The organism is Butyrivibrio proteoclasticus, assembly GCF_900115735.1.
In the GTDB taxonomy this organism is placed as follows: Bacteria; Bacillota; Clostridia; order Lachnospirales; family Lachnospiraceae; genus Butyrivibrio; species Butyrivibrio proteoclasticus_B.
Map to the genome: position 1 here is coordinate 135,472 of NZ_FOXO01000006.1, position 21,424 is coordinate 156,895.

General features: G+C 41.0%; 12 protein-coding genes and 1 riboswitch. Of the genes, 11 read left to right on the plus strand and 1 reads right to left on the minus strand.

What is annotated here, in order from left to right:
• Nucleotides 1-109: 109 nt before the first annotated feature.
• From xylB to BM146_RS05565, 11 genes are all read left to right on the plus strand, one after another.
• Nucleotides 110-1,579 (plus strand): xylulokinase, encoded by a 1,470-nt coding sequence (gene xylB, locus BM146_RS05515; protein WP_074885538.1) that lies wholly within the window; start codon nt 110-112, stop codon nt 1,577-1,579.
• Between the two features lie 170 nt (nt 1,580-1,749).
• A riboswitch (SAM riboswitch) is annotated at nt 1,750-1,868 on the plus strand.
• Between the two features lie 189 nt (nt 1,869-2,057).
• Nucleotides 2,058-3,248 (plus strand): methionine adenosyltransferase, encoded by a 1,191-nt coding sequence (gene metK / locus BM146_RS05520; protein ID WP_074885544.1) that lies wholly within the window; start codon nt 2,058-2,060, stop codon nt 3,246-3,248.
• A 168-nt stretch (nt 3,249-3,416) separates the two neighbouring features.
• Entirely contained in the window at nt 3,417-4,325 is a 909-nt protein-coding gene (locus BM146_RS05525) for an ABC transporter permease (RefSeq protein WP_074885547.1), read from the plus strand.
• The gene (locus tag BM146_RS05530) at nt 4,309-5,220 is read left to right on the plus strand and encodes a carbohydrate ABC transporter permease (protein WP_074885549.1); all 912 of its coding nucleotides are present in this window, start codon (nt 4,309-4,311) and stop codon (nt 5,218-5,220) included. The genes BM146_RS05525 and BM146_RS05530 overlap by 17 nt, the downstream gene beginning before the upstream one ends.
• A 49-nt stretch (nt 5,221-5,269) precedes the next feature.
• Nucleotides 5,270-6,880, plus strand: coding sequence for an extracellular solute-binding protein (locus BM146_RS05535; protein ID WP_074885551.1), 1,611 nt, complete (start codon nt 5,270-5,272; stop codon nt 6,878-6,880).
• Between the two features lie 80 nt (nt 6,881-6,960).
• The gene (locus tag BM146_RS05540) at nt 6,961-9,339 is read left to right on the plus strand and encodes a glycoside hydrolase family 2 TIM barrel-domain containing protein (protein ID WP_074885554.1); all 2,379 of its coding nucleotides are present in this window, start codon (nt 6,961-6,963) and stop codon (nt 9,337-9,339) included.
• A 9-nt stretch (nt 9,340-9,348) separates the two neighbouring features.
• Entirely contained in the window at nt 9,349-11,535 is a 2,187-nt protein-coding gene (locus tag BM146_RS05545; RefSeq protein ID WP_074885557.1) for a helix-turn-helix transcriptional regulator, read from the plus strand.
• Entirely contained in the window at nt 11,525-13,009 is a 1,485-nt protein-coding gene (locus BM146_RS05550; RefSeq protein WP_074885560.1) for a glycoside hydrolase family 43 protein, read from the plus strand. Before BM146_RS05545 ends, BM146_RS05550 begins: the two co-directional genes overlap by 11 nt.
• A 13-nt stretch (nt 13,010-13,022) precedes the next feature.
• On the plus strand, nt 13,023-14,876 hold the full coding sequence (locus BM146_RS05555; protein ID WP_074885561.1) for a hypothetical protein: 1,854 nt from the start codon (nt 13,023-13,025) through the stop codon (nt 14,874-14,876).
• Between the two features lie 42 nt (nt 14,877-14,918).
• Nucleotides 14,919-15,566, plus strand: coding sequence for an SGNH/GDSL hydrolase family protein (locus BM146_RS05560; RefSeq protein WP_074885563.1), 648 nt, complete (start codon nt 14,919-14,921; stop codon nt 15,564-15,566).
• 73 nt (nt 15,567-15,639) lie between these two features.
• Nucleotides 15,640-17,850, plus strand: coding sequence for a glycosyl hydrolase 115 family protein (locus tag BM146_RS05565; protein WP_074885569.1), 2,211 nt, complete (start codon nt 15,640-15,642; stop codon nt 17,848-17,850).
• Between the two features lie 17 nt (nt 17,851-17,867).
• Here the strand turns inward: BM146_RS05565 and BM146_RS05570 are convergent, their stop codons facing one another.
• Nucleotides 17,868-21,353 (minus strand): DNA polymerase III subunit alpha, encoded by a 3,486-nt coding sequence (locus BM146_RS05570; protein WP_074885572.1) that lies wholly within the window; start codon nt 21,351-21,353, stop codon nt 17,868-17,870.
• Nucleotides 21,354-21,424 lie beyond the last annotated feature (71 nt).

The window sequence follows — 21,424 nt, forward strand, 5'->3', positions numbered from 1 at the left end:
ATTGTAAAGAAGGTATAATAATGATTGTGGAAATCTGAATTTTTGTTTTCCAACGATGTTGATAAAGCAGAGTAAGAAACAAATTCTTTACAATTATTAGGAGGAAGGTATGTTTTTTATAGGTGTAGATTTGGGGACTTCATCTGTTAAGCTCGTACTTATGGATGAAAAGGGAATTATTCATGGAACAACTTCAAGGGAATATCCTTTGTATTTCCCACAGCCGGGATGGTCAGAACAGAACCCTGAAGACTGGTACAGAGAGGCTGTAGATGGTCTTAAGGAACTTCTTAAGGATGTGGATAAAACGCAGGTTGCAGGCATCAGCTTTGGCGGTCAGATGCATGGACTTGTTATCCTTGATGAAAATGACAACGTTATCCGTCCTGCTATTCTTTGGAACGATGGAAGAACACAGAAACAGGTTGACTATTTAAACGGCGAGATTGGAAAAGACAAGCTTTCTGAGTATACAGCCAATATCGCATTTGCAGGTTTCACAGCTCCTAAGATCCTTTGGGTTGAGGAGAACGAGCCTGAGAACTTCAAAAAGATCAAAAAGATAATGCTTCCAAAAGATTATCTTGCATATAAGTTTACAGGAACATTCTGCACAGATTATTCAGATGCTTCAGGAATGCTCCTTCTTGATGTCAAGAACCGCAAGTGGTCCAAGGAGATGTGCGATATCTGCCATATCACTGAGGATATGCTTCCACAGCTCTTTGAGAGCTATGAGAAGGTTGGAGAACTTACAAAAGAGCTCTCTTCTGAACTTGGCTTAAATGAAGGTGTTGTAGTGGCAGCAGGTGCCGGAGACAACGCGGCAGCTGCAGTTGGAACAGGTACAGTAGGCAACAACAGATGTAATATTTCGCTTGGAACAAGCGGAACAATCTTCATGTCAGCTGACTCTTTTGCAGTAGATAAGAACAATGCGCTTCATTCTTTTGATCATGCAGACGGACATTTCCATCTTATGGGATGCATGCTCAGCGCAGCAAGCTGCAATAAGTGGTGGATGGATGAAATCCTTAAGACCAAGGATTATGCCGATGAGCAGAAGGGTATTGAGAAGCTTGGTGAGAACCACGTATTCTTTTTACCATATCTCATGGGAGAGAGATCACCATGGAACAATCCTAACGCACGTGCCACATTTACAGGCATCACAATGGATACAACAAGAGAAGATATGACTCAGGCTGTTCTTGAGGGCGTTGCTTTTGCTACAAGAGATATGTATGAAGTTGCAAAGTCTATCGGAGTTGCGCCAAAGAGAACAATGATCTGCGGCGGCGGTGCAAAGAGCCCTCTCTGGAGAAAGATGATCGCTAACATCCTCAATATCGAAGTTGATGTTCCTGCCTGTGAGGAAGGACCTGGAATGGGTGGCGCAATGCTTGCTATGGTAGCATGTGGAGCTTATAAGAGCGTAGAAGAGGCAGCAGTTGCAATCGTTAAGGTTGATAAGACTGAGAAGCCTGATCCTGAGCTTGTTGAAAAATATGAGGCAAGATACCAGCAGTTTAAGAACATCTATCCTGCACTTGCTGATACTTTTGACAAGATCATCTGATAGTTTGATGACATATGAGCATGCCTTTGATAAGGCTTTCTGATAGGTGCCTATCATTTTTTTATACTTTTATAAGACAAATGTTATCATTTGACCTATTGATTTTATAATCCATATAAGGTAATATTTAGGCGGATATAGTAATATATCCGCTTTTACAATTTATTGTTCTCTTATTCAGAGTGGTGGAGGTACATAGGACCTATGAAGCCACGGCAACCCCTTGATTATTCAGGAAGGTGCCAACCTGAGCGTGCAATTCCGAGTTTCGGACTACGAGCAATAAGAGGAACTTGTGATGATTAGTTCCACTCATTTGTGACATGCACGCGTCATAAATCGAGTGGATTTTTTGTGCAGAGCACTTGATGAGTTTTTTTTCGAATCTAGTGCGAACCACTTCTGTACACTAGGTTATTTCGAGTTTAGTGTAGCAGAAGAATCATTTATGTAGCGCCAGGGCGCAGAAAGGTATTATATGGATAAATTTATTTTCACATCAGAATCAGTAACAGAAGGACATCCTGATAAAATATGCGATAACATTTCAGACGCAATTCTTGATGCATGCATGGAACAGGATCCTATGAGCCGTGTTGCCTGCGAGACAGCAGCTTGTACAGGTTTCGTTCTTATTACAGGTGAGATCACAACAAAGGCTCACGTTGACTACGCTAAGATTGCCCGTGAGACAATCAAGGAAATCGGCTATGATGATTCATCAAAGGGATTTGATGGAAACACATGCGCAGTACTTGTAGCTCTTGATCAGCAGTCAGCTGATATCGCTATGGGCGTTGACAAAGCTCTTGAAGCAAGAGAGAACCAGATGACTGATGAAGAGCTTTCAGCTATCGGTGCCGGTGACCAGGGTATGATGTTTGGTTATGCTACAAACGAGACAGATGATTACATGCCTTACGCTATCAGCCTTGCTCACAAGCTCACAAAGAAGCTTACAGAAGTCAGAAAGAACGGAACACTTCCTTACCTTAGAGCAGACGGTAAGAGCCAGGTTTCTGTTGAGTATGATGAGAATGGAAAAGTTAAGAGACTCGAAGCTATCGTAATCTCAACTCAGCATGATGAGAAGGTTACTCAGGAACAGATCCATGAGGATATCAGAAAGTACGTTATTGATGCAGTAGTTGACAGCGCTATGGTTGATGCCGGTACTAAGATTTACATCAATCCTACAGGGCGTTTTGTTATCGGTGGACCTCAGGGTGATGCAGGACTTACAGGTCGTAAGATCATCGTTGATACATACGGCGGAGCTGCCCGTCACGGCGGCGGAGCTTTCTCAGGAAAGGACTGCACAAAGGTTGACCGTTCTGCAGCATACGCAGCTAGGTACGTTGCAAAGAACATCGTAGCAGCAGGCCTTGCAGACAGAGCAGAGATCCAGCTTTCATACGCTATCGGTGTAGCTGAGCCTACATCAATTCTTGTAGATACATTCGGAACAGGTAAGGTTTCTGATGAGAAGCTTACAGAGGCAGTTCGCAAGGTATTCGATCTTCGTCCGGCAGGAATCATCAAGATGCTCGACCTTCGTCGTCCTATCTACAAGCAGACAGCTGCCTACGGACACTTTGGCCGAAACGATCTTAACCTTCCTTGGGAGCAGACAAACAAGGTAGAAGAGCTTAAGGCAGCAGTTCAGTAAATAAAAAACAGGTGCAAATATTAAAGGCAAGGGATTAAAATTTAGTCCCTTGCCTTTTTTTGCCCTGTTTTAGGGCTTTTCGCAGGGGTTAAAATTAAAGGGACTATTATGTGTATCCGTTTGTTTCTAAAGTGATTTTTGAAAAGGAACGGAGGTGCATTAATTTTTATGGGGAAAAAATTACATACTTATCTTAAGAACAACTGGCAGCTTTATGTTTTGATAGCGCCGGCTGTCATCTATTTCTTTGTGTTCAACTATTTGCCTTTGTATGGTATCCAGATTGCGTTCAAGGATTACAAAGCAGTTAGTGGAATAGCAGGAAGTCAATGGGTGGGATTCAAACATTTCACAAACTTCTTTAATGCTTATTATTTTAAGCGCTTGTTGGGAAATACTCTGTTGCTCAATGTCTATTACTTGTTATGGAGCTTTCCTGTACCAATTATTATGGCAATACTTCTTAATCAGGTAAAAGGAAATAAGATTCGCCAAATGATACAGACAACAATCTATGTTCCATATTTTATATCAACAGTTGTTTTGGCAGGAATGCTTTACATATTTTTATCGCCCACAAGTGGAATCCTCAATATCATAAGAGGATTTGCAGGGCTGAATGCTGTCGACTACATGTCCAGTGCTGAGGCTTTCAGGTCCATATACATAATATCAGGAATATGGCAGTCAGCCGGATACAATACGATTTTATTTATTGCATCACTAGCAGGAGTTGATCAGGCGCTTTATGAGGCGGCAGAAATTGACGGAGCCAGCATCTGGCAGAAGATTCGCTACATAGATCTTCCAAGTCTGCTTCCTACAATAATGATGGTTCTTGTGCTTGATTGTGGAAGACTTCTGAGCAGCAATACGGAAAAAGCCCTGGTAATGCAAACAGCTGGAAACATTCCAACTTCTGACATAATCGGCGTATATGTCTACAACATCGGTCTTGGAAGCGGTCAGTTTTCGTACACAGCGGCTATAGGTCTTTTTATAAACATAATAAACTTTGTGCTTATTATTACTGTAAATAAGCTTTCGAGGAGGTTAACAGATGTCGGCCTATTTTAAGAAAAGTTTAAGTAACAGAATCTTTGGAATTGTTAACACAGTATTTTGGGTACTTGTAATGTTTTTGATACTATACCCGCTGTATTTGGTAATTATAGCTTCTGTATCAGATCCAGATGCCATTGTAAGGGGAGAAGTTATCTGGCATCCGGTAGATTTTTCTTTGATGGGATATCAGGCGATATTCAAATACAGTGAATTGATCAGGTCCTATGGCAATTCGATTATTTACACCTTTGTAAGTGTAATTCTAAGCATTGCCATAACACTTTGTGCAGCCTATACACTATCAAGACCTAAGTTTAAAGGGAAAGCTCTATTCAATATTTATTTTGTCTTCACAATGTTTTTTAACGGAGGACTTATACCTACATTTCTTACGTTAAAAGACATTAAGCTTTATAACACACCATTCGTAATAATCTTTATGGGATGTGTGAGCGTATGGAATCTTATGGTGGCAAGGACTTTTATCCAAACAAGTATTCCGCATGAATTATATGAAGCAGCAATGTTGGATGGAGCAACGCATTTCCAATACTTTATACAGGTGGTGGTGCCACTTAGTAAAACAATCATTGCAGTGTTAGCGGTATATTATGGCGTGGCAAAGTGGAATGACTACTTTACAGGACTTGTGTACCTAAGAGATCGATCCCTGTATCCACTGCAAACAGTTCTAAGGGAAGTTTTGGCTACACTTCAGGTGGACAAGTCCGGAGATTATATGATCTCAATGGCAGACAGTGCAGCATCAATGGCAGAAGCGACAAGGATTGCCAATGTAGCAAAATACTGCATCATAGTTGTGGCTACTGGCCCTGTAGTAATTCTGTATGCAGTGATGCAAAAGTATTTTGAAAAAGGAGTAATGATAGGATCACTAAAAGGATGATATGATTATAACAGTGTCAACGCACTGTTAAATATAAGGAGGGTTTACAATGAAAAAAAGAGTTTTAGCGGCACTTATTTCTGCAGCGATGGTTATGGGCATCGTTTCAGGATGCGGAAGCAGTGCAGACACAACATCAGAGGATCAGGTGGCAAGTTCAGAAACGGAAACATCAGGTGAAGCTACTAAAGGTGGTGAGGATTTAACCTTAAAGATTATGCTTGGAATAAGAGATGTTGATTCTCTTATAGATGTTTCAGAAATGCCAGCAGTGCAAAGACTTGAGGAGCAGACTGGAATTAACATTGAATGGGAAGTTGTAAAAGGATCAGATTGGGAAACCAAATTGAATTTGATGTTTGCTTCAGGAGATTATCCTGACATCATTATTGCCAACACAGTTTCTGTAGACTATGAAGAGTATGGAGTTACACAGGGGCTTTTGAAGACACTTAATGATGATCTTACAAGTCAGTATATGCCAAACTATACAGCCAGAAGAGAGGCTGAGGAAGCAGATCCCACAACAAGTCTTATTGCTTCAGATGGCAATAAATATGCAATCGGTTATTTGGTAGGACAGAACATTAATACGAATCAGCACTATTTCATAAATAATACATGGCTTGATAATCTGGGACTTGAGACACCAACTAATGTGGATGAGCTGACAGATGTACTAAGAACCTTCAAGTCAGAGGATGCTGATGGCGATGGTGATACAACCAATGAAATACCATTGGAGATGGGCCTTGATACAGGCTTTTATGGAATCAGATATATTCTTCCAATGTTTGGAGTTCCTGTTGATTCCGACAGATGGATTTTTATTGATGATAATAAGAATGTAGTTTTTGCTCCTACAACAGAAAATTTCAGACAGTGCATGGAATGGCTTCATACCTGCTATGAAGAGGGACTTGTTGATGCAGAAGTTATTTCACAGGATATCAACACAATCGAAACCAAGCTAAAAGCAGGAAATGTTGGCTTCTTTGCTGCATGGAGACTTATAGCTATGGGCTTTGATGATAGTGTCATGAAAACATGTACTCTTTATACACCTGATAGCTCAGCTAAATTTGCAAGAATACTTGAGGTCGCAAAGGGAGGCGCTTATCTTACAGTCACCAATGAGCACGTAGAGGATTCATTGAGACTTCTTGATGCTATGCTTGATACTGAAATGATGTTTTCACTATACTACGGTGAACAAGATGCGACTGATGGAACCGGCTGGACATACAATGAGAATGGAAAAATTGATTCACTCAATGATGGAACAGCTGATGTGAAGAATTACATTGATTGTAATACTATGTTCTTTGCTCCTGCAACATACATTTATGATAACTTCAACATGCCAGCACAGCGCGTAGAAAAGACTGAGTATTGTCAGATTTATGATGATGCTGGAATCATTCAGAAATATTCAAATGACTACTTTAAGTTTGCGCCTCTTACATCTGAACAGCTTCAGAGCATTACATTAAAAGAAACTGATATTAACAATGCTGTTGTTGAGAATGTGGCATCATTCATAACAAATGGAGTTACTGATCAGACCTGGGATCAGTTTGTTGCTATTTTTGATGGTATGGATACAGACAGTTACGTACAGATTTATCAGGATGCAATAAATACAATGGATATGGAATAATTTTTTATAGAAGGATTGCAGGCGGGGCCATGCTTTAATGCATAGGCTCCGCGTATAGTTTTTTATGAAGGTATTTTAGAATGGAGAAGATTCTTTTTGATAAAGGGTGGAAATTTAAGATAGAAGATTTAGAACCGCATTGCCCTGAGAGCGGATGGGGAGGAGCAAAAGCCGGAGCATATGATTTCGGTGCAACAGCAAAAAAATGCGATGAAGATGATTGGAGAAGTGTTGATCTTCCATATGATTATGTGCGGGAAGGCAGATTTGTTCTGGATACAGCTGACACAGAAGGAATGGGAAATATCCCTGAAATGCAGTCTATTCGTTCAAGGCTGCATGCTGGTGGTTGTCTTGAGCCTAAGGTAGCCTGGTTCAGAAAATATTTTATAGTAAATAAAGAAGATCTTGATAAGAATTATGTTATAAAGTTTGATGGAGTGTACAGAAACTGTGATGTATATGTAAATCAAAAGTATGTAGGCTCCTATAGGAGTGGATATACATATTTTTATTTTGAAATATCCGATTTCTTAGTTGAAGGTGAAAATCTGATCTGTGTAAGGGTTGATCCAAGAGAACGAGAAGGCTGGTGGTATGAGGGCGGTGGTATTTATCGACATGTTTGGATTTATAAGTATGAAGAGCTTATGATACTTCCTTATGAAAATAAAGTGGAAGTATTTTTGGATGAAGAAAAGAAAAAAGCAGATATTACAGTAAGTGCACAGGTTGTGAACAGATCCTATAAGAATAAAGATATCACTGTAAGCTTTTTGATCATAGATGAAAAAAATACAAAGATTGCAGAAAGTCATGTGGACTTAAATGTAGCAGATTGGGAGATGGAACTGGCAAAGTCAGTAATTTCTTTAAAAGAGGGAAGTTTTGAACTTTGGAGTGTTGATAATCCTGTTCTCTACACCCTTAAGACCACAATTAAAGAAAAAGACAATAACAGGAGCTATAGATGTGAGGATGTGGTTTTCGGAATAAGAAAAGTAGAATTCACAGCCGATGATGGCTTTTATTTAAATGGAAAGAGACTTGAAGTCAAAGGGCTTTGCGTACATCAGGATCATTCAGGAGTTGGTATTGGAATGCCGGATAGTGTTGTAGAATATCGGTTTCGTGAGATGAAAAAGATGGGGATGAATGCCATAAGATCTGCTCATCATCAGCCTTCAGATGTGCTACTGGATTTGTGTGATCGTTTAGGAATTCTTGTCTTTTCTGAAAACAGAAGGATGAGCAGTGCTGCGGAGGACATAGACCAATTAAGAAAAGTCATAAAACAAGGGCGAAACCATCCATCTGTATTCCTTTGGGGAATAGGCAATGAAGAAATAAATGTTCAGCATTTGGATGAAACAATAAAGGTAACTGAAAGGCTTAAACGAGAAATCAGAAGGCTTGACTCAACAAGAAACTTTACGAGTGCCATCGTATGCTGGGATGGAAAAGATCGATTTGAATACGCAACAAAATATTTTGGAGTTGCACAGCATTTGGATGTTATGGGATTTAATTATTGTGACACAGCCTGGGACGATTATCATGCTCATTTTCCTGATCAGCCAGTTATAATCACAGAAATTGATGCCGCGAATAGTTCAGCAAGAGGAATATATTCAACTGACGAGTCGAAGGGACATTTTTTTACTTTAGATCCGAATAACATAAGTAAGTGTACAGACATTCAAAGAGTAAAAAAACGATTTGAAATAGGAGAAAAATTTTGGGGAGAAACCGCCAAAAGACAGTATTTGGCAGGAGCGTTTTTATGGACAGGAATTGATTACAGAGGTGAGCCGACCCCAATGCCATGGCCGGCAGTATCGTCTACTTTCGGAATACTTGATTATTGCGGATTTAGAAAAGACAGTTTTTATTACTATCAGAGCTGGTGGGGTAAAAAACCTACTATTCATTTGTTTCCTCATTGGAATAATCCGGTAAATCCTAGAGAAATGCTGACAGTTTATGCCTATTGCAACATGGATGAAATTGAGCTTTTTGTAAATGGGAAAAGCTATGGTAAAAAGGCTGTTAAAAGCAACTGGTATGTTCAGTGGGAGAATGTAGTATATGAGCCGGGAGTACTGGAAGCAGTGGGAACAAGAGGAGAAAAAGAGTACTGCGAGAAGGTTGTCACAACGAAAAAGATAGACAAGTTAATGGTCAGAAAATACGAAGAAAATATTCTCACAAGTGATAATATCAGTATATGGAATATTGATGTTGTGGATGAAGATGGAAGGACTGTGCCCAATGCCTGTCCGCTCATTCGCATTGCTACAGGCAAAGGAACAACGCTTATTGGTGCTGGAAATGGGAATCCATCATGTCATGAGAGTGAGTTGGCTTGTGAAAGACATGCATTTAATGGAAAACTACAGGTTATAGCCAGTTCTGATGGCGAGCCTTTAGTAGAGGCTGAGATTATTTCTTTTGATTAATGGGGATATATGAGAAAGCATAGAAAAAGAACTACAAATGAAATATATAAGTCGATGCTGATCCTTAATGCTTTTATTGGAATTATTATTCTGATAATAGCAGGATATCTGTATTCTTTTTATTATAGGACGATGCTTGATAATTTCTTTTCATCAAACAGGCAGTATCAGAATAGCATTGTTAATAGACAGGAAAATGACATAGAGATAATGAACAGTATCATGACTCAGCTTTCGTTTTCTGAAGATATTACCATGTTCAAATTAAGTGAGCAGCCTGTGAAAGCAAGGTATCTTATTGATCGATTATACCAGTATACAAAGGTCAGTCAGTCCTTTAATCAGATGTTCTATTATTACCGGGATGATCATTATGTATATAATGGGGCAACGTCTATTGAACTTACAATGTTTCTCAATGATGGACTTTTTCTTGAAAGTTCATCCAAAGATACTATAAGAGATTATCTTCAAAATGCAGACGTTATGAAGGTTATTCCAGAGCAAAAAGCAGAAGGTTATGTAATAGCCAGATATGGTGAACTTAGCGACAGAGTTTCCATATTTTTCTTTCCGGTGATTCCACGTATGGGAGGAACAGTGGCCTTCATAGTGGGCAACAGGTACTATGATGAACTTCTTAACTCAGAACCTGCAGATGAAAGGCAGACCATGATCATTTACGACGGGCAGGTTGTAGCTGCGAGAGGAAACCTTGGAATTGAACTTACGGACCTGGATGGTTATGAATCACTTCCTGAAGGCAAACTCATCAGAATAAATGGGGATAATTATGCAGCTGTTTATAAAAAAGGTAACAGTGGTTTAGAATATCTGACTTTACAGTCTGCTTCATGCTTTTATGACAGCTTTGTCCAGGGACAGTGGACCATATTTTTTATAACAATCATTTCATATTTGGTTTTATCTGCAGTTGTAGTGATAATCAGAAAAAGGATGGGAAAACGTGTAAAGAATATTTCTAATCTTTTAAACGAAGATGATGACAGTTTTGCAACAATTGAGAGAGGAATCAGGGCTCTTGATGAGAACAAAAAAGCCTCAGAGATAGAGGGACTTCAACATCGCAGAGGCAAATTCGTCAATAATTTTGTCTGTGACGGTTTTGAAGACGATGAAGATGTGCTTGAAAATGCGGCTAGTGCGGAACTGGCCATTGCAAATAAGATTTATACAGTTGTTTTGACTGGTGAAAAAGAGAATGGCAATGAGCGTAGGGTTAACGACATAATTCTTGAGATGCTAAAAGCTGAAAAGAGACTTACTGGCTACGGTCTTAACCTTATTGCAAAACGACAGAGCCTTTTTGTTGTCTTTGGAGAGGATGAGGTTTGCATAAAAGAATTTCTTGATAAAATGCTGGCTGTTGGGAAGAATAACTGCGAAAAGTTTATCCTTTCTTCCAGTGATTTCCATAGAGCTTATAGCGAAGCTTCAAGGGCATATCTTGAAGCGGATGCAGCTTACGATAACAGATTTCTTGCCGATAACGATGCGGTTATTTACTATAGCGACGTGTCTGTAATAGAGTCCATAAAAGAGCTTCCGGCTGGATTTATGCAAAGACTGAAAAATGCCATAAGACTTGGACAGGTAGATGCTATGGAAAAAACTGTCGATGAGATTGCAGAGCATATGCAGCAAAATGGACAGTCTCTGATGGGATTCAGACTTATGTGCAACGATATTATTCATCTTTTGATTGATGAATGGGATGATAATGAGAATAGTGATATTTTCAGTGTTTATACCTTGTCGCAGTGTATGACTGTTCAGGATTTTAGAGGGGTACTTTTGGATGTTTGCAGGGGACTTATGCGCAACAAGTCTGAAAAAACATCCGAAGATGATTCTATGGTACAAAAAGCAATTAAATATATAAAAGAGGATTATGCAAGCTCAGACTTTACTATGAGTGTTTTGGCTGAGAAGCTTGGAGTTAGCGCTGTTACGCTTTCTGTCAATTTTAAAAATGAAATGGATATCAGCCCTTCTGATTATCTTGCAACGGTAAGAATGGAGAAAGCAAAAGAGCTGCTTAGGCATACTGATAAGAAAATTAGGGATATAAGCATGGAAGTAGGTTACGAAGATGATCATGTCTTCACCCGCAGATTCAAAAAGTATACCGGTAAAACTCCTGGACAGTATAGGAGTGAACACTATGAGGTTTAATAATCCGATAATAACAGGCTTTGCGGCAGATCCAAGTATATGCTTTGCAAAAGGATATTACTACCTTGTTAATTCAAGTTTTGCTTATTTTCCGGCCATTCCTGTATTTAGAAGCAAGGATTTGGTGAATTGGGAACAGGTGGGAAATGCGTTGGATAGCATAGATGAAATTGATACAGATAATCTTGATATAAATGGAGGCGTCTGGGCACCGACAATAAGATATCTGGATGGAGTATTTTTTATCTGCGCTGCGGTTGAGAAGGTTGGCAATCTGATAATTCATACTTTTAATCCTGAGGGAGCATGGTCAAAGCCGGTATGGGTAGATTTTGGTGGAATAGATCCATCATTATTTTTTGAGGATGGAAAAGCATACTTCTGCACCAATGATTGGAGTGATGGTAGACCGGGAGTGTGGCTCGGAGTGGTGGATCCTTATTCAGGACAAATATTGCAGGACTTTAAGTGCGTGTATAGAGGAAATGATGGCGGTTGGCTTGAGGCACCGCATATTTATCATATAGGCGAGTATTATTATCTGATGGCAGCTGAGGGAGGTACATATTCAGGGCATATGGAAATAGTGGCAAGATCCAAAGATATTTTAGGACCTTACGAAAACTGCCCAATGAATCCCATTCTTACAAATAGAAATGATACCGGTAAAGCAATCAGCTGTACCGGCCATGGAGACCTTATAAAGACAGAAACGGGGCATTATTATATGGTTCATTTGGGGTGCAGACCCGGTAAGCTTTCGGTTTCCCATCTTGGTAGAGAAACATTTCTTTCTCCGGTGGAATTCAGTGACGGATGGCCTGTGGTGAAGGGGAAAATGGCGCACATTGAAAATGAATGTGATGATCTTGTGGGGCTGCAGAAAACTGATAAGTCATTTGTGGATTCTTTTACAAATGATAAATGGCCTGTTGAGTGGAGATTTCTTAGGGGAAAAGGGGAGAATAATTTTAAAAGGCAGCCCGGATGTCTTTTAGCAGAGCTTAAAGATGGCACTTCGGAAGCATTTGCATATGTAAGGCAGCCGGATCTTAACTTTGAATGTCAGGTGGAAATAATAGTATCCGGAAGTAGACTTGGCGAAGGCGCAGCCGCTGGAATACGGGTTTTTCTTGCTGATGATTTTAATATCTTTTGGGGAATAAAAAGGGAAAAAGATCAGTATAAGCTTGTACTGGATCAAAAAGCAGATGAGATTAAAGCAACGTATCTTAATGTGGATTTGCCGCAAGTTAACGGAGACGTTGTTTGCTTGAAAATCAAAGGAAATAAAGACAGTTATGCGTTTGAAGCATCATGCGAGGGGCATGATAGCATAAGTGCAGCTGTCTCAAACAGATTTCTTTCTCCATCTGTAATGGACAGAAGTTTTGTAGGAACAATGCTGGGGATTGGAATTATTGGCGGGGAAGGCGAATCATCAGGAGCTTTTAAGTATATAAGGATTAATTGATGAGGGAGAAGGTATGGAAATCAAGGCGCTTAAGGAGTTTACACCAATTCCGTTTTGGTTTTGGAATGACGATCTGTCAGAGGATGAGATTTTAAGACAGATGAAAGAAATGAAGGACAAGGGGGTGGATGGCTTTGTAATTCATCCCAGAAAGGGGCTGCCCTCTTCCATTGGTTATTTGTCTGATGAGTATTTTCATTATGTTAAGTTCGCAGTGAAAAAAGCAAAAGAAATGGATATGAAGGTGGTGCTTTATGACGAAGCCATGTATCCTTCAGGTTCAGCCCATGGAGAAGTGGTAAAATCGGATTCTTCTTTTGCCTCACAGGGACTTAAGAAAATTAGAAAAGAGGATCTTGGCGATGAAGGAGAGAAGATTGTTGCGGAAACTACAGAGGATGGACATCAGATAGTCTACGTACTTGTTTCAAGCGGCGGCACCATAAGAGGAGTTCATCCCGGGGAAGATGATGGAGAGGAAAATGCTCCCAAAAGTGCAGACCTTCTAAATCCTAAGGCTGTAGCTAAGTTTATAGAGCTTACTCATGAAAAGTATTATGCTGAACTTTCTGAGTATTTTGGGGATACGATTATAGCCTTTTTTACCGACGAACCTAATATACTCGGAAGAAACGCAAGAGAAGATATCATTCCCTGGACCGAGGGGCTTATTGATGAGTTCAAGGCCGCAGGAGGAAAAGAGGAAGATATAAAGTATCTGTTTGAGAAAGCAGATGCCAAAAAAAGAGAAGACGATTTTGCAGGACAGGAAGAAAACGCAAACGCGGCAGCTGATACAAAAAGGATATACAGGCAGGTAGTTCATAACAGACTTGCAAACAGCTACTACAAACAGCTTTCGGACTGGTGTACATCCCACGGCATTGACCTTACGGGCCATCCGGAGAAGAGCACAGATATTGGATATCTTAAGTATTTCCAGAGACCATGCCAGGATATAGTATGGAGATTTGTTGAGCCTGAGGATGGACACGCAATTCAGGGAGAGCATTCTACAATGGGAAAATGTTCTTCAGACAGTGCAAGGCATCGGGGAAAAAGAAGAAACGGCAATGAGTGCTTTGGTTGTTGTGGAGAGAGACAGGATCCTAAGCTTTTCACAGAAAAGGATATGAGATGGTATCTTAACTGGCTTTTTGTCAGAGGAGTAAATCTGATTTACCCTCATGCGTTCTACTATTCAATAAGAGAAGACAGGGGAGATGAGCGTCCGCCGGAGGTGGGACTTAACAATCCTTTCTGGCCGGAGTATCGCAAGATGAGCGACTTTATTAAGAGGATGTGTTATCTAAACACTGATTCTGTGAATTGTGCTCAGGTCGCCATTTTATGCGGACAGGATACTTTGTCATGGAAGCTTGCAAAGCCTCTTTTTACCAATCAGATAGAGTTCAATTATCTGGAAGCGGAGCTTCTTGGAAGGTGCCGGCTTGCAGAGGGAAAACTGTGTATTGCTGCGCAGGAGTATTCGGTTTTGCTGGCAGAAGCGGATGAATACAATGCCCTTGATGAGAGTGGCAGAAAGGTTATCGAGGAATTTGAAAAAAGCGGCGGAAAAGTGCTTATAGGGCAGGGACAGGAACTTCTAAATCCGGTTCTTGAGCGGGTTCACAGAGAACTTGCATTTTCCGGTGATATCTATGACCTTCGCTGCAGTCACATTGTGAAGGATGGCAAGAACCTTCTTATACTTGCTAATGAAGGCTTGGAGCCCATTACAGTTAACTGGGAGGATGGAGAGTACAGAGGCATTTCACTTTGGAACCCATACACGCTTGAAACTATGGCTGCTACAGGGAGTATGACTATAGAGCCTTATGACCTTTGGATTATGGAAATAGTATAATACTTTACTTTATAACTAATAGTATTACTGGAGGAAGATGAAATGAAACTAGAGGGACTAAAGATCAATTTTCTCGGAGACAGTATTACGGAAGGGCATGGAGCGAGCCTTCCTGAGAATTTCTTTTGGAAGAGATTTGAAAGAGATGGATGCATCTGCAGAGGATACGGGATAGGTGGCACCAGAATTGCAGAACAGCAGGTGCCATATGATGAAAGGATGGACCAGTACTTTGCGTCGAGAGTTGACTCGATGGAAAAGGATGCTGATGTTGTTGTCATATTTGGCGGTACTAATGATTATGGACATGGTGATGCAGCAAAAGGATATATGACAGACAGGACTCCTAATACTTTTTATGGGGCACTCCATGATCTGTATCAGAAGGTTCTTAAGAGATATCCAAAAGCAAAAGTAGTAGTCATGACTCCCCTGCACAGGGCTGAAGAAGACAGGGCATATAACGAGAGAGGAATCCGCAACTGGGGTACGCTCATGGACTATGTTAAGATTATCAGGGAGGTGGCACAGTACTATGCACTTCCTGTCGTTGACCTTTATAAGGAAAGTGGTATCGAACCTCAGGAGGATTTCTTAAAAGAAAGATATTGTCCTGACGGACTCCATCCTAATGATGACGGACATGAGATAATATACAGACTTCTAAAGGTAAAGCTTCAACAAATGTGATATACAAATGTATGCATTCTTGAATTGTTGATTCAAGAATGCATATTAAAGTGATATGGGGTTATAAATAGAAATGATGCAGATCAATATCAACACAAAAATCACCGGTGATGTGGATAGCGTACCGATACAAAAGGCAGTTAAGGCTTTTGAGAGGGATTTAAAAAACACATGTGAAAAAAACTCAGAATCCGGACTTGAGATCAGGCTGATTCGAACTAAAAAAACAGCAGAAAATGAAACAAATACCATGACTTCACCGGTAATACAAAAGTCAATTTCATATGACGCTTCAAAGGAAAGGTTTATAGTTGAGCGGAAGGACCATGAGCTAACGATTACTTCTGAAAGTGACTTTGGACTTATCTATGGTATTTATCATATCAGCAGAGAATTTCTTGGGGTTCAGAATTTCTGGTTTTGGAATGAGCAGGAGCTTTATAAACAACCTGAACACGTAGTTCCTGATAACTATCACTATGAATCAAAGCCGGCAAAAGTAAGATTCAGAGGGTGGTTTATCAATGATGAAGTCCTTTTTGATGGATGGCGGGAAAAAGTAGGCGAGAACTTTCCCTGGGAAATGGCATTTGAAGCACTTCTTCGCTGTGGTGGAAATATGACAATCCCCGGGACAGACCACAATTCTCATAGGTACAAAGATCTTGCTAATGATTACGGACTTTGGATAACTCACCATCATGCGGAACCCTTGGGAGCCCAGATGTTTGCGAGGGCTTATCCTGACATGGAGGCAAGCTTTGACAAGTATCCGGATCTTTTCAGAGGTCTCTGGAAGCAGGCTATAGAAGATCAAAAGAATTGTAAGGTTGTGTGGAATCTGGGCTTTAGAGGTCAGGGTGACAGACCTTTCTGGGCAGATGATCCAACCTATGATACACCTGCAGCCCGTGGCAAGTTAATGAGCGATCTGATCCTTGAACAGTACAAGCTGGTAAAAGAATCGGATAAGGACGCAGTTTGCTGTACAAACCTTTACGGCGAGACAATGGAGCTGTATAAGGATGGATTTTTGACTTTCCCTGAGGATGTAATTAAAATCTGGGCAGACAACGGCTTTGGCAAGATGGTTTCAAGAAGACAGAATAACCATAATCCAAGGGTTTATGCTCTGCCTCATGAAGGGGATAACAGTGCTCATGGAATTTATTACCATGCATCTTTCTATGACCTTCAGGCAGCAGCCATGATGACCATGCTTCCCAATGCTCCTGAATTTGTGGTAAAAGAGCTTACTGATGTCTATGCCCATGGCGCAGATGATTTTTGGATAATTAACTGCTCCAATATTAAGCCCCACACTTATTATCTGGATTTGATAGCCAAAATGTGGAGTGCTTGCGATGAGAGTAATTCTGATTGTAATAGCAGAGAGAGCTTAAATGCGCAGGAATATGGGATTGAACATCTTCATGACTTTGTAAGAAAATATTATGGCAGTATCACCACGCCTGACTTTATTTCAAGGATAGAAGATGCCTATAAAGCATGGCCTGATTATACTCCCAAGTACGGTCCTAATGATGATGACCACGCAGGAGAGCAGTTCAGCAACCATGGATCAAGGATTCTTGCCTGCGGTTTTATCAGCAATTTTGATAAGCTTGAACCTTCAAGAACCAAGGCGCTTTCTGAACTTAACTGGATCTGTAAAAGAGATACTCTCTTAGAACAGGTAAAGTGGCATGAAGAAAAATATAAGGAAGCACTTGATGATTACAATAAGTACCTTGAAGATTGCAATAAGATAAAAGAAGCTATGATAGCAAAAGGAAACCATGTTGCAGCAGAAAGATTCGATAACAACCTTATCTGTCAGGTTCAGTACCACTATTACAGCTATCTTGGGGCATACCATATTTGCAGGGCAATACTGACCTGTCTTGATGATCAAAAAGAAGGCGGCAAATTTATCGACGTGCTTGAGGAGGGGGCTAATGGTAAGCCGGTTGATTATCTCACAGCTTTTTATGAAGCCGGTCTTGCAAAAAAGGCATTTTTTGAAGGCTACAATGTTATGAGAAGCCATGAACACGGCATATGGGAAGGCTTTTATGAAAATGACTGCGAAGCAGATATCAGGCAGTCAGGATTTGTGGCTGAGAGCCTTATGTCATATCTTAGAGTACTGGGAGATGGCCCGCACTTTTATAAGTGGCAGCGCAAGTTCCAAAAAGAATCCGGTGGAGAAAAAGTACACCTTATACTCAGGATCAAGGCGCACCTAACAGATGATGAGCTCTGGAATCTTATGACCAGGTAAAAAACGTTCAGGTTGTATCAAACAACCTGAACGTTTTCTCTTCCAAATGCATTTGAGAGTATTTCGATCATATCTTTGTCAGCTCTTATTGTGTAGCCTTTGCCGAGTTTTTTCACCTGCTTGGTATCGGTGAGATACACAGTGACTTCATCTTTGCCGTCACTTTCTGCAAGCATCGAAAAGAGCTCCCTCTCCTTAGCAGAGTATTCATCTATATTGGCAAATCTTATCCACACTGTTCTTGCGATTTCATCAAACAGCGTGATTTTGCTGGCAATGAGCTTGGCATTGCGGTCCTCTTCGACAGATACGCGGCCTTCAATAAACACCTTGGCATCTGTGTTAAGGCGCGGCGCATTGGCTTCGTAGGTCTTTGGGAAGACAATTACTTCTACAGTTCCAACCATATCTTCCAAGGACAAAAATGCCATAACCTGATCAGTCTTGGTGTATTTGATCTTTTTATCACTTATGATGCCGCCTATCTTTGCGTTGACGTTATCCTTTACATTAGGAACGCCCGTCTCATCATCAAGATAGAAATCTGCTGTGGTATTTGTGATATTCTTTTTCCACATTCCCACATACTCTTCAAGAGGATGACCTGAAACATAGATTCCAAGGACTTCCTTTTCAAACTCCAAAAGAAGCTCACGGGGAAACTCTCCTACGTTCGGAAGTGGTACCTCGTACTGTTTCTTCTCTGTTTCTCCGGCAAAATCAAATAGTGACATCTGGCCGGCCATTGAATTCCTTCCGCTGTTATGGAGCTGATCCATTATCTGTACATAAACAGTCATGAGTTGTTTTCGGCTGCCCTCGAAGCAGTCAAGAGCTCCGGCCTTTATGAAGTTTTCAATAGCTCTTTTATTGACGTCGCTTTCTCTTCCCTGCATGCGGGTAAGGAAATCGTTGATATTCTTGAACTTTCCACGAAGCTCACGTTCTTTTACAATGGCTGAAATTACCGGCCTTCCGACACCCTTGATGGCAGTGAGCGCGTATCTTATGGCTTTTTTACCATCATGGTCTGTAACTGAAAATCCAGAGTAGCCTTCATTGATATCAGGAGGCAAAAGAGTTATTCCCATGTTTCTGCAGCTCATGATATAGCCTGAAACTTTGCTAGGATTATCAATAACTGAAGTCATGAGTGCGGCCATGAATTCCACAGGATAGTAGTTTTTAAGCCATGCTGTCTGCAGGGCAACTACTGCATAACAGGCAGCGTGAGATTTGTTAAATGCATACTTTGCAAAGTCCATCATGGAATCGTAAATGGCATTGGCAATTTCAGGAGAAATGCCTTTTGAAGCGCATCCCGGAACATTTTCATCGGGATTGCCGTATACAAAGTTAGCTCTTTCAACCTCCATGACATGCTGTTTCTTTTTACTCATGGCACGTCTTACAAGGTCAGCTCGTCCGAGAGTGTAGCCACCAAGCTGCTGAACTATCTGCATAACCTGCTCCTGGTATACGATACAGCCATAAGTAGGCTTTAATATAGGTTCAAGTTCAGGAGTCTGATAGCTGATGGATGCAGCATCATTTTTTCCTGAAATATATTTCGGAATGAAGTCCATTGGGCCCGGACGATAAAGAGATATTCCTGCAATGATGTCTTCGAGAGACTGCGGGCGAAGCTCCTTCATGAAGGCCTGCATACCGCCTGATTCAAGCTGGAATATACCATCGCACTTGCCACTTCCAATAAGCGCAAGGACATTGGGGTCATTGTAATCAATCTTATCTATATCGATGAAATCAGGATCACCTTTTTTGGCGCCGATGGAATTGTTGGCAAAGCGCACAGCGTCCTTGATAACAGTCAGAGTGCGAAGTCCCAAAAAGTCCATTTTAAGAAGTCCCAGCTCTTCTATTGTGGTCATGGTGAACTGAGTTGTGATATTTCCTTCAGCAGAGCGGGACAAAGGAACCAGGTCCTCAGCTGGAGCCTGGCAGATAACAACACCGGCCGCGTGAATAGAGGTGTGCCTTGGAAGACCCTCAAGCTTTTTACACATGTCTATGAGCTTATGAACTGTTCCGTCAGTTTCGTACTGAGTCCGCAGCTCCGGATTCATGGAAAGAGCTTTTTCAAGCGTAATGTTCAGCTCGTTTGGAATCATCTTTGCAATCTGATCGCCGTAGCTGTAAGGAAGATCCATAACCCTCGCCACATCACGAATAACACCCTTGGCAGCAAGAGTACCAAAAGTGATAATCTGCACAACCTTGTCCGCACCGTATTTTTCAGTTACGTAGTCAATAACGTCCTGTCTGCGCTCGTACTCAAAATCCACGTCAATATCAGGCATGGACACTCGCTCAGGATTAAGGAACCTCTCAAAGAGAAGATCATACTTAATTGGATCGATGTTGGTTATGTGCATACAATAGGAAACAATACTTCCGGCAGCAGAACCACGCCCCGGGCCAACCGCAATGTCGTGCTCACGACAATAGTTGATGTAATCCCATACAATAAGGAAGTAATCCACATAACCCATGCGTTTTATGACGCCAAGCTCATAGTCAAGCTTCTCTTTTAGAGTTCCGTCATCATCGGGGTATCTCTCGTGAAGTCCATCAAGACACAGCTTATTCAGGTAAGTCCATGAATCGTACCCTTCCGGAACCTCAAAATGTGGGAGTTTTGTGACACCAAATTCAATTTCAACATGGCATCTGTCAGCAATTTTCTGCGTATTATCAAGAGCCTCTTTTGCATATGGGAAAAGAGCTCTCATTTCATCTTCACTCTTTACATAGTACTGTCCGCCTTCGTAGCGAAGTCTGTCCTCGTCACCGACTTTTTTACCAGTCTGGATGCACAAAAGAAGATCGTGAGCTTCCGCGTCGTCAGCATAAGTGTAGTGACAGTCGTTGGTTGCAACCAGCGGAATATCAAGCTCATCGGAGAGGGCTAAAAGAGTATTGTTCACAATTCTCTGATCAGGAATTCCGTGATCCTGCAGTTCTAAAAAGAAATTCCCGTGACCGAATATCTTGTCCATGCGGATGGCAGCTTCTTTTGCCTTGGCGTTTTCTCTTTTTAATATGTTGCGGGGAATCTCGCCGGCAAGACATGCACTCAAAGCAATGATGCCTTCGTGGTATTTCTCCAAAAGCTCCATATCAACACGGGGCTTGTAGTAGTAACCTTCGGTAAATCCCCGGCTTACGATGTGTGAAAGATTGGCGTAACCTACGTTGTTCTCAGCCAGAAGTACCAGGTGATAGTACCTGTCATCGGTGGCAGAAGCTTCCTTATCAAATCGCGAAGAAGGAGCAACATATACTTCGCAGCCGATAATAGGGTTTATACCGGCATCTTTGCATGCTTTATAGAAGTCAATCACGCCGTACATTACTCCGTGATCTGTAATTGCGCCGGCGTTCATGCCAAGGTCCTTAAGCCTTTTTACATATTCTTTTATTTTGTTAGAACCGTCCAAAAGACTGTACTCAGTGTGGACGTGAAGATGCGTAAATGCCATGTTTTTCCTCAACTTTAATGATTATTAGAAGATTATAGCATCAAAGACATTAACATCCAATACTACAAGAA

Excerpts from the sequence above, each read along its gene's own strand:
- xylB (WP_074885538.1), top strand. The coding sequence starts at position 110 with ATGTTTTTTATAGGTGTAGATTTGGGGACTTCATCTGTTAAGCTCGTA.
- metK (WP_074885544.1), top strand. The coding sequence starts at position 2,058 with ATGGATAAATTTATTTTCACATCAGAATCAGTAACAGAAGGACATCCT.
- BM146_RS05525 (WP_074885547.1), top strand. The coding sequence starts at position 3,417 with ATGGGGAAAAAATTACATACTTATCTTAAGAACAACTGGCAGCTTTAT.
- BM146_RS05530 (WP_074885549.1), top strand. The coding sequence starts at position 4,309 with ATGTCGGCCTATTTTAAGAAAAGTTTAAGTAACAGAATCTTTGGAATT.
- BM146_RS05535 (WP_074885551.1), top strand. The coding sequence starts at position 5,270 with ATGAAAAAAAGAGTTTTAGCGGCACTTATTTCTGCAGCGATGGTTATG.
- BM146_RS05540 (WP_074885554.1), top strand. The coding sequence starts at position 6,961 with ATGGAGAAGATTCTTTTTGATAAAGGGTGGAAATTTAAGATAGAAGAT.
- BM146_RS05545 (WP_074885557.1), top strand. The coding sequence starts at position 9,349 with ATGAGAAAGCATAGAAAAAGAACTACAAATGAAATATATAAGTCGATG.
- BM146_RS05550 (WP_074885560.1), top strand. The coding sequence starts at position 11,525 with ATGAGGTTTAATAATCCGATAATAACAGGCTTTGCGGCAGATCCAAGT.
- BM146_RS05555 (WP_074885561.1), top strand. The coding sequence starts at position 13,023 with ATGGAAATCAAGGCGCTTAAGGAGTTTACACCAATTCCGTTTTGGTTT.
- BM146_RS05560 (WP_074885563.1), top strand. The coding sequence starts at position 14,919 with ATGAAACTAGAGGGACTAAAGATCAATTTTCTCGGAGACAGTATTACG.
- BM146_RS05565 (WP_074885569.1), top strand. The coding sequence starts at position 15,640 with ATGATGCAGATCAATATCAACACAAAAATCACCGGTGATGTGGATAGC.
- BM146_RS05570 (WP_074885572.1), bottom strand. The coding sequence starts at position 21,353 with ATGGCATTTACGCATCTTCACGTCCACACTGAGTACAGTCTTTTGGAC.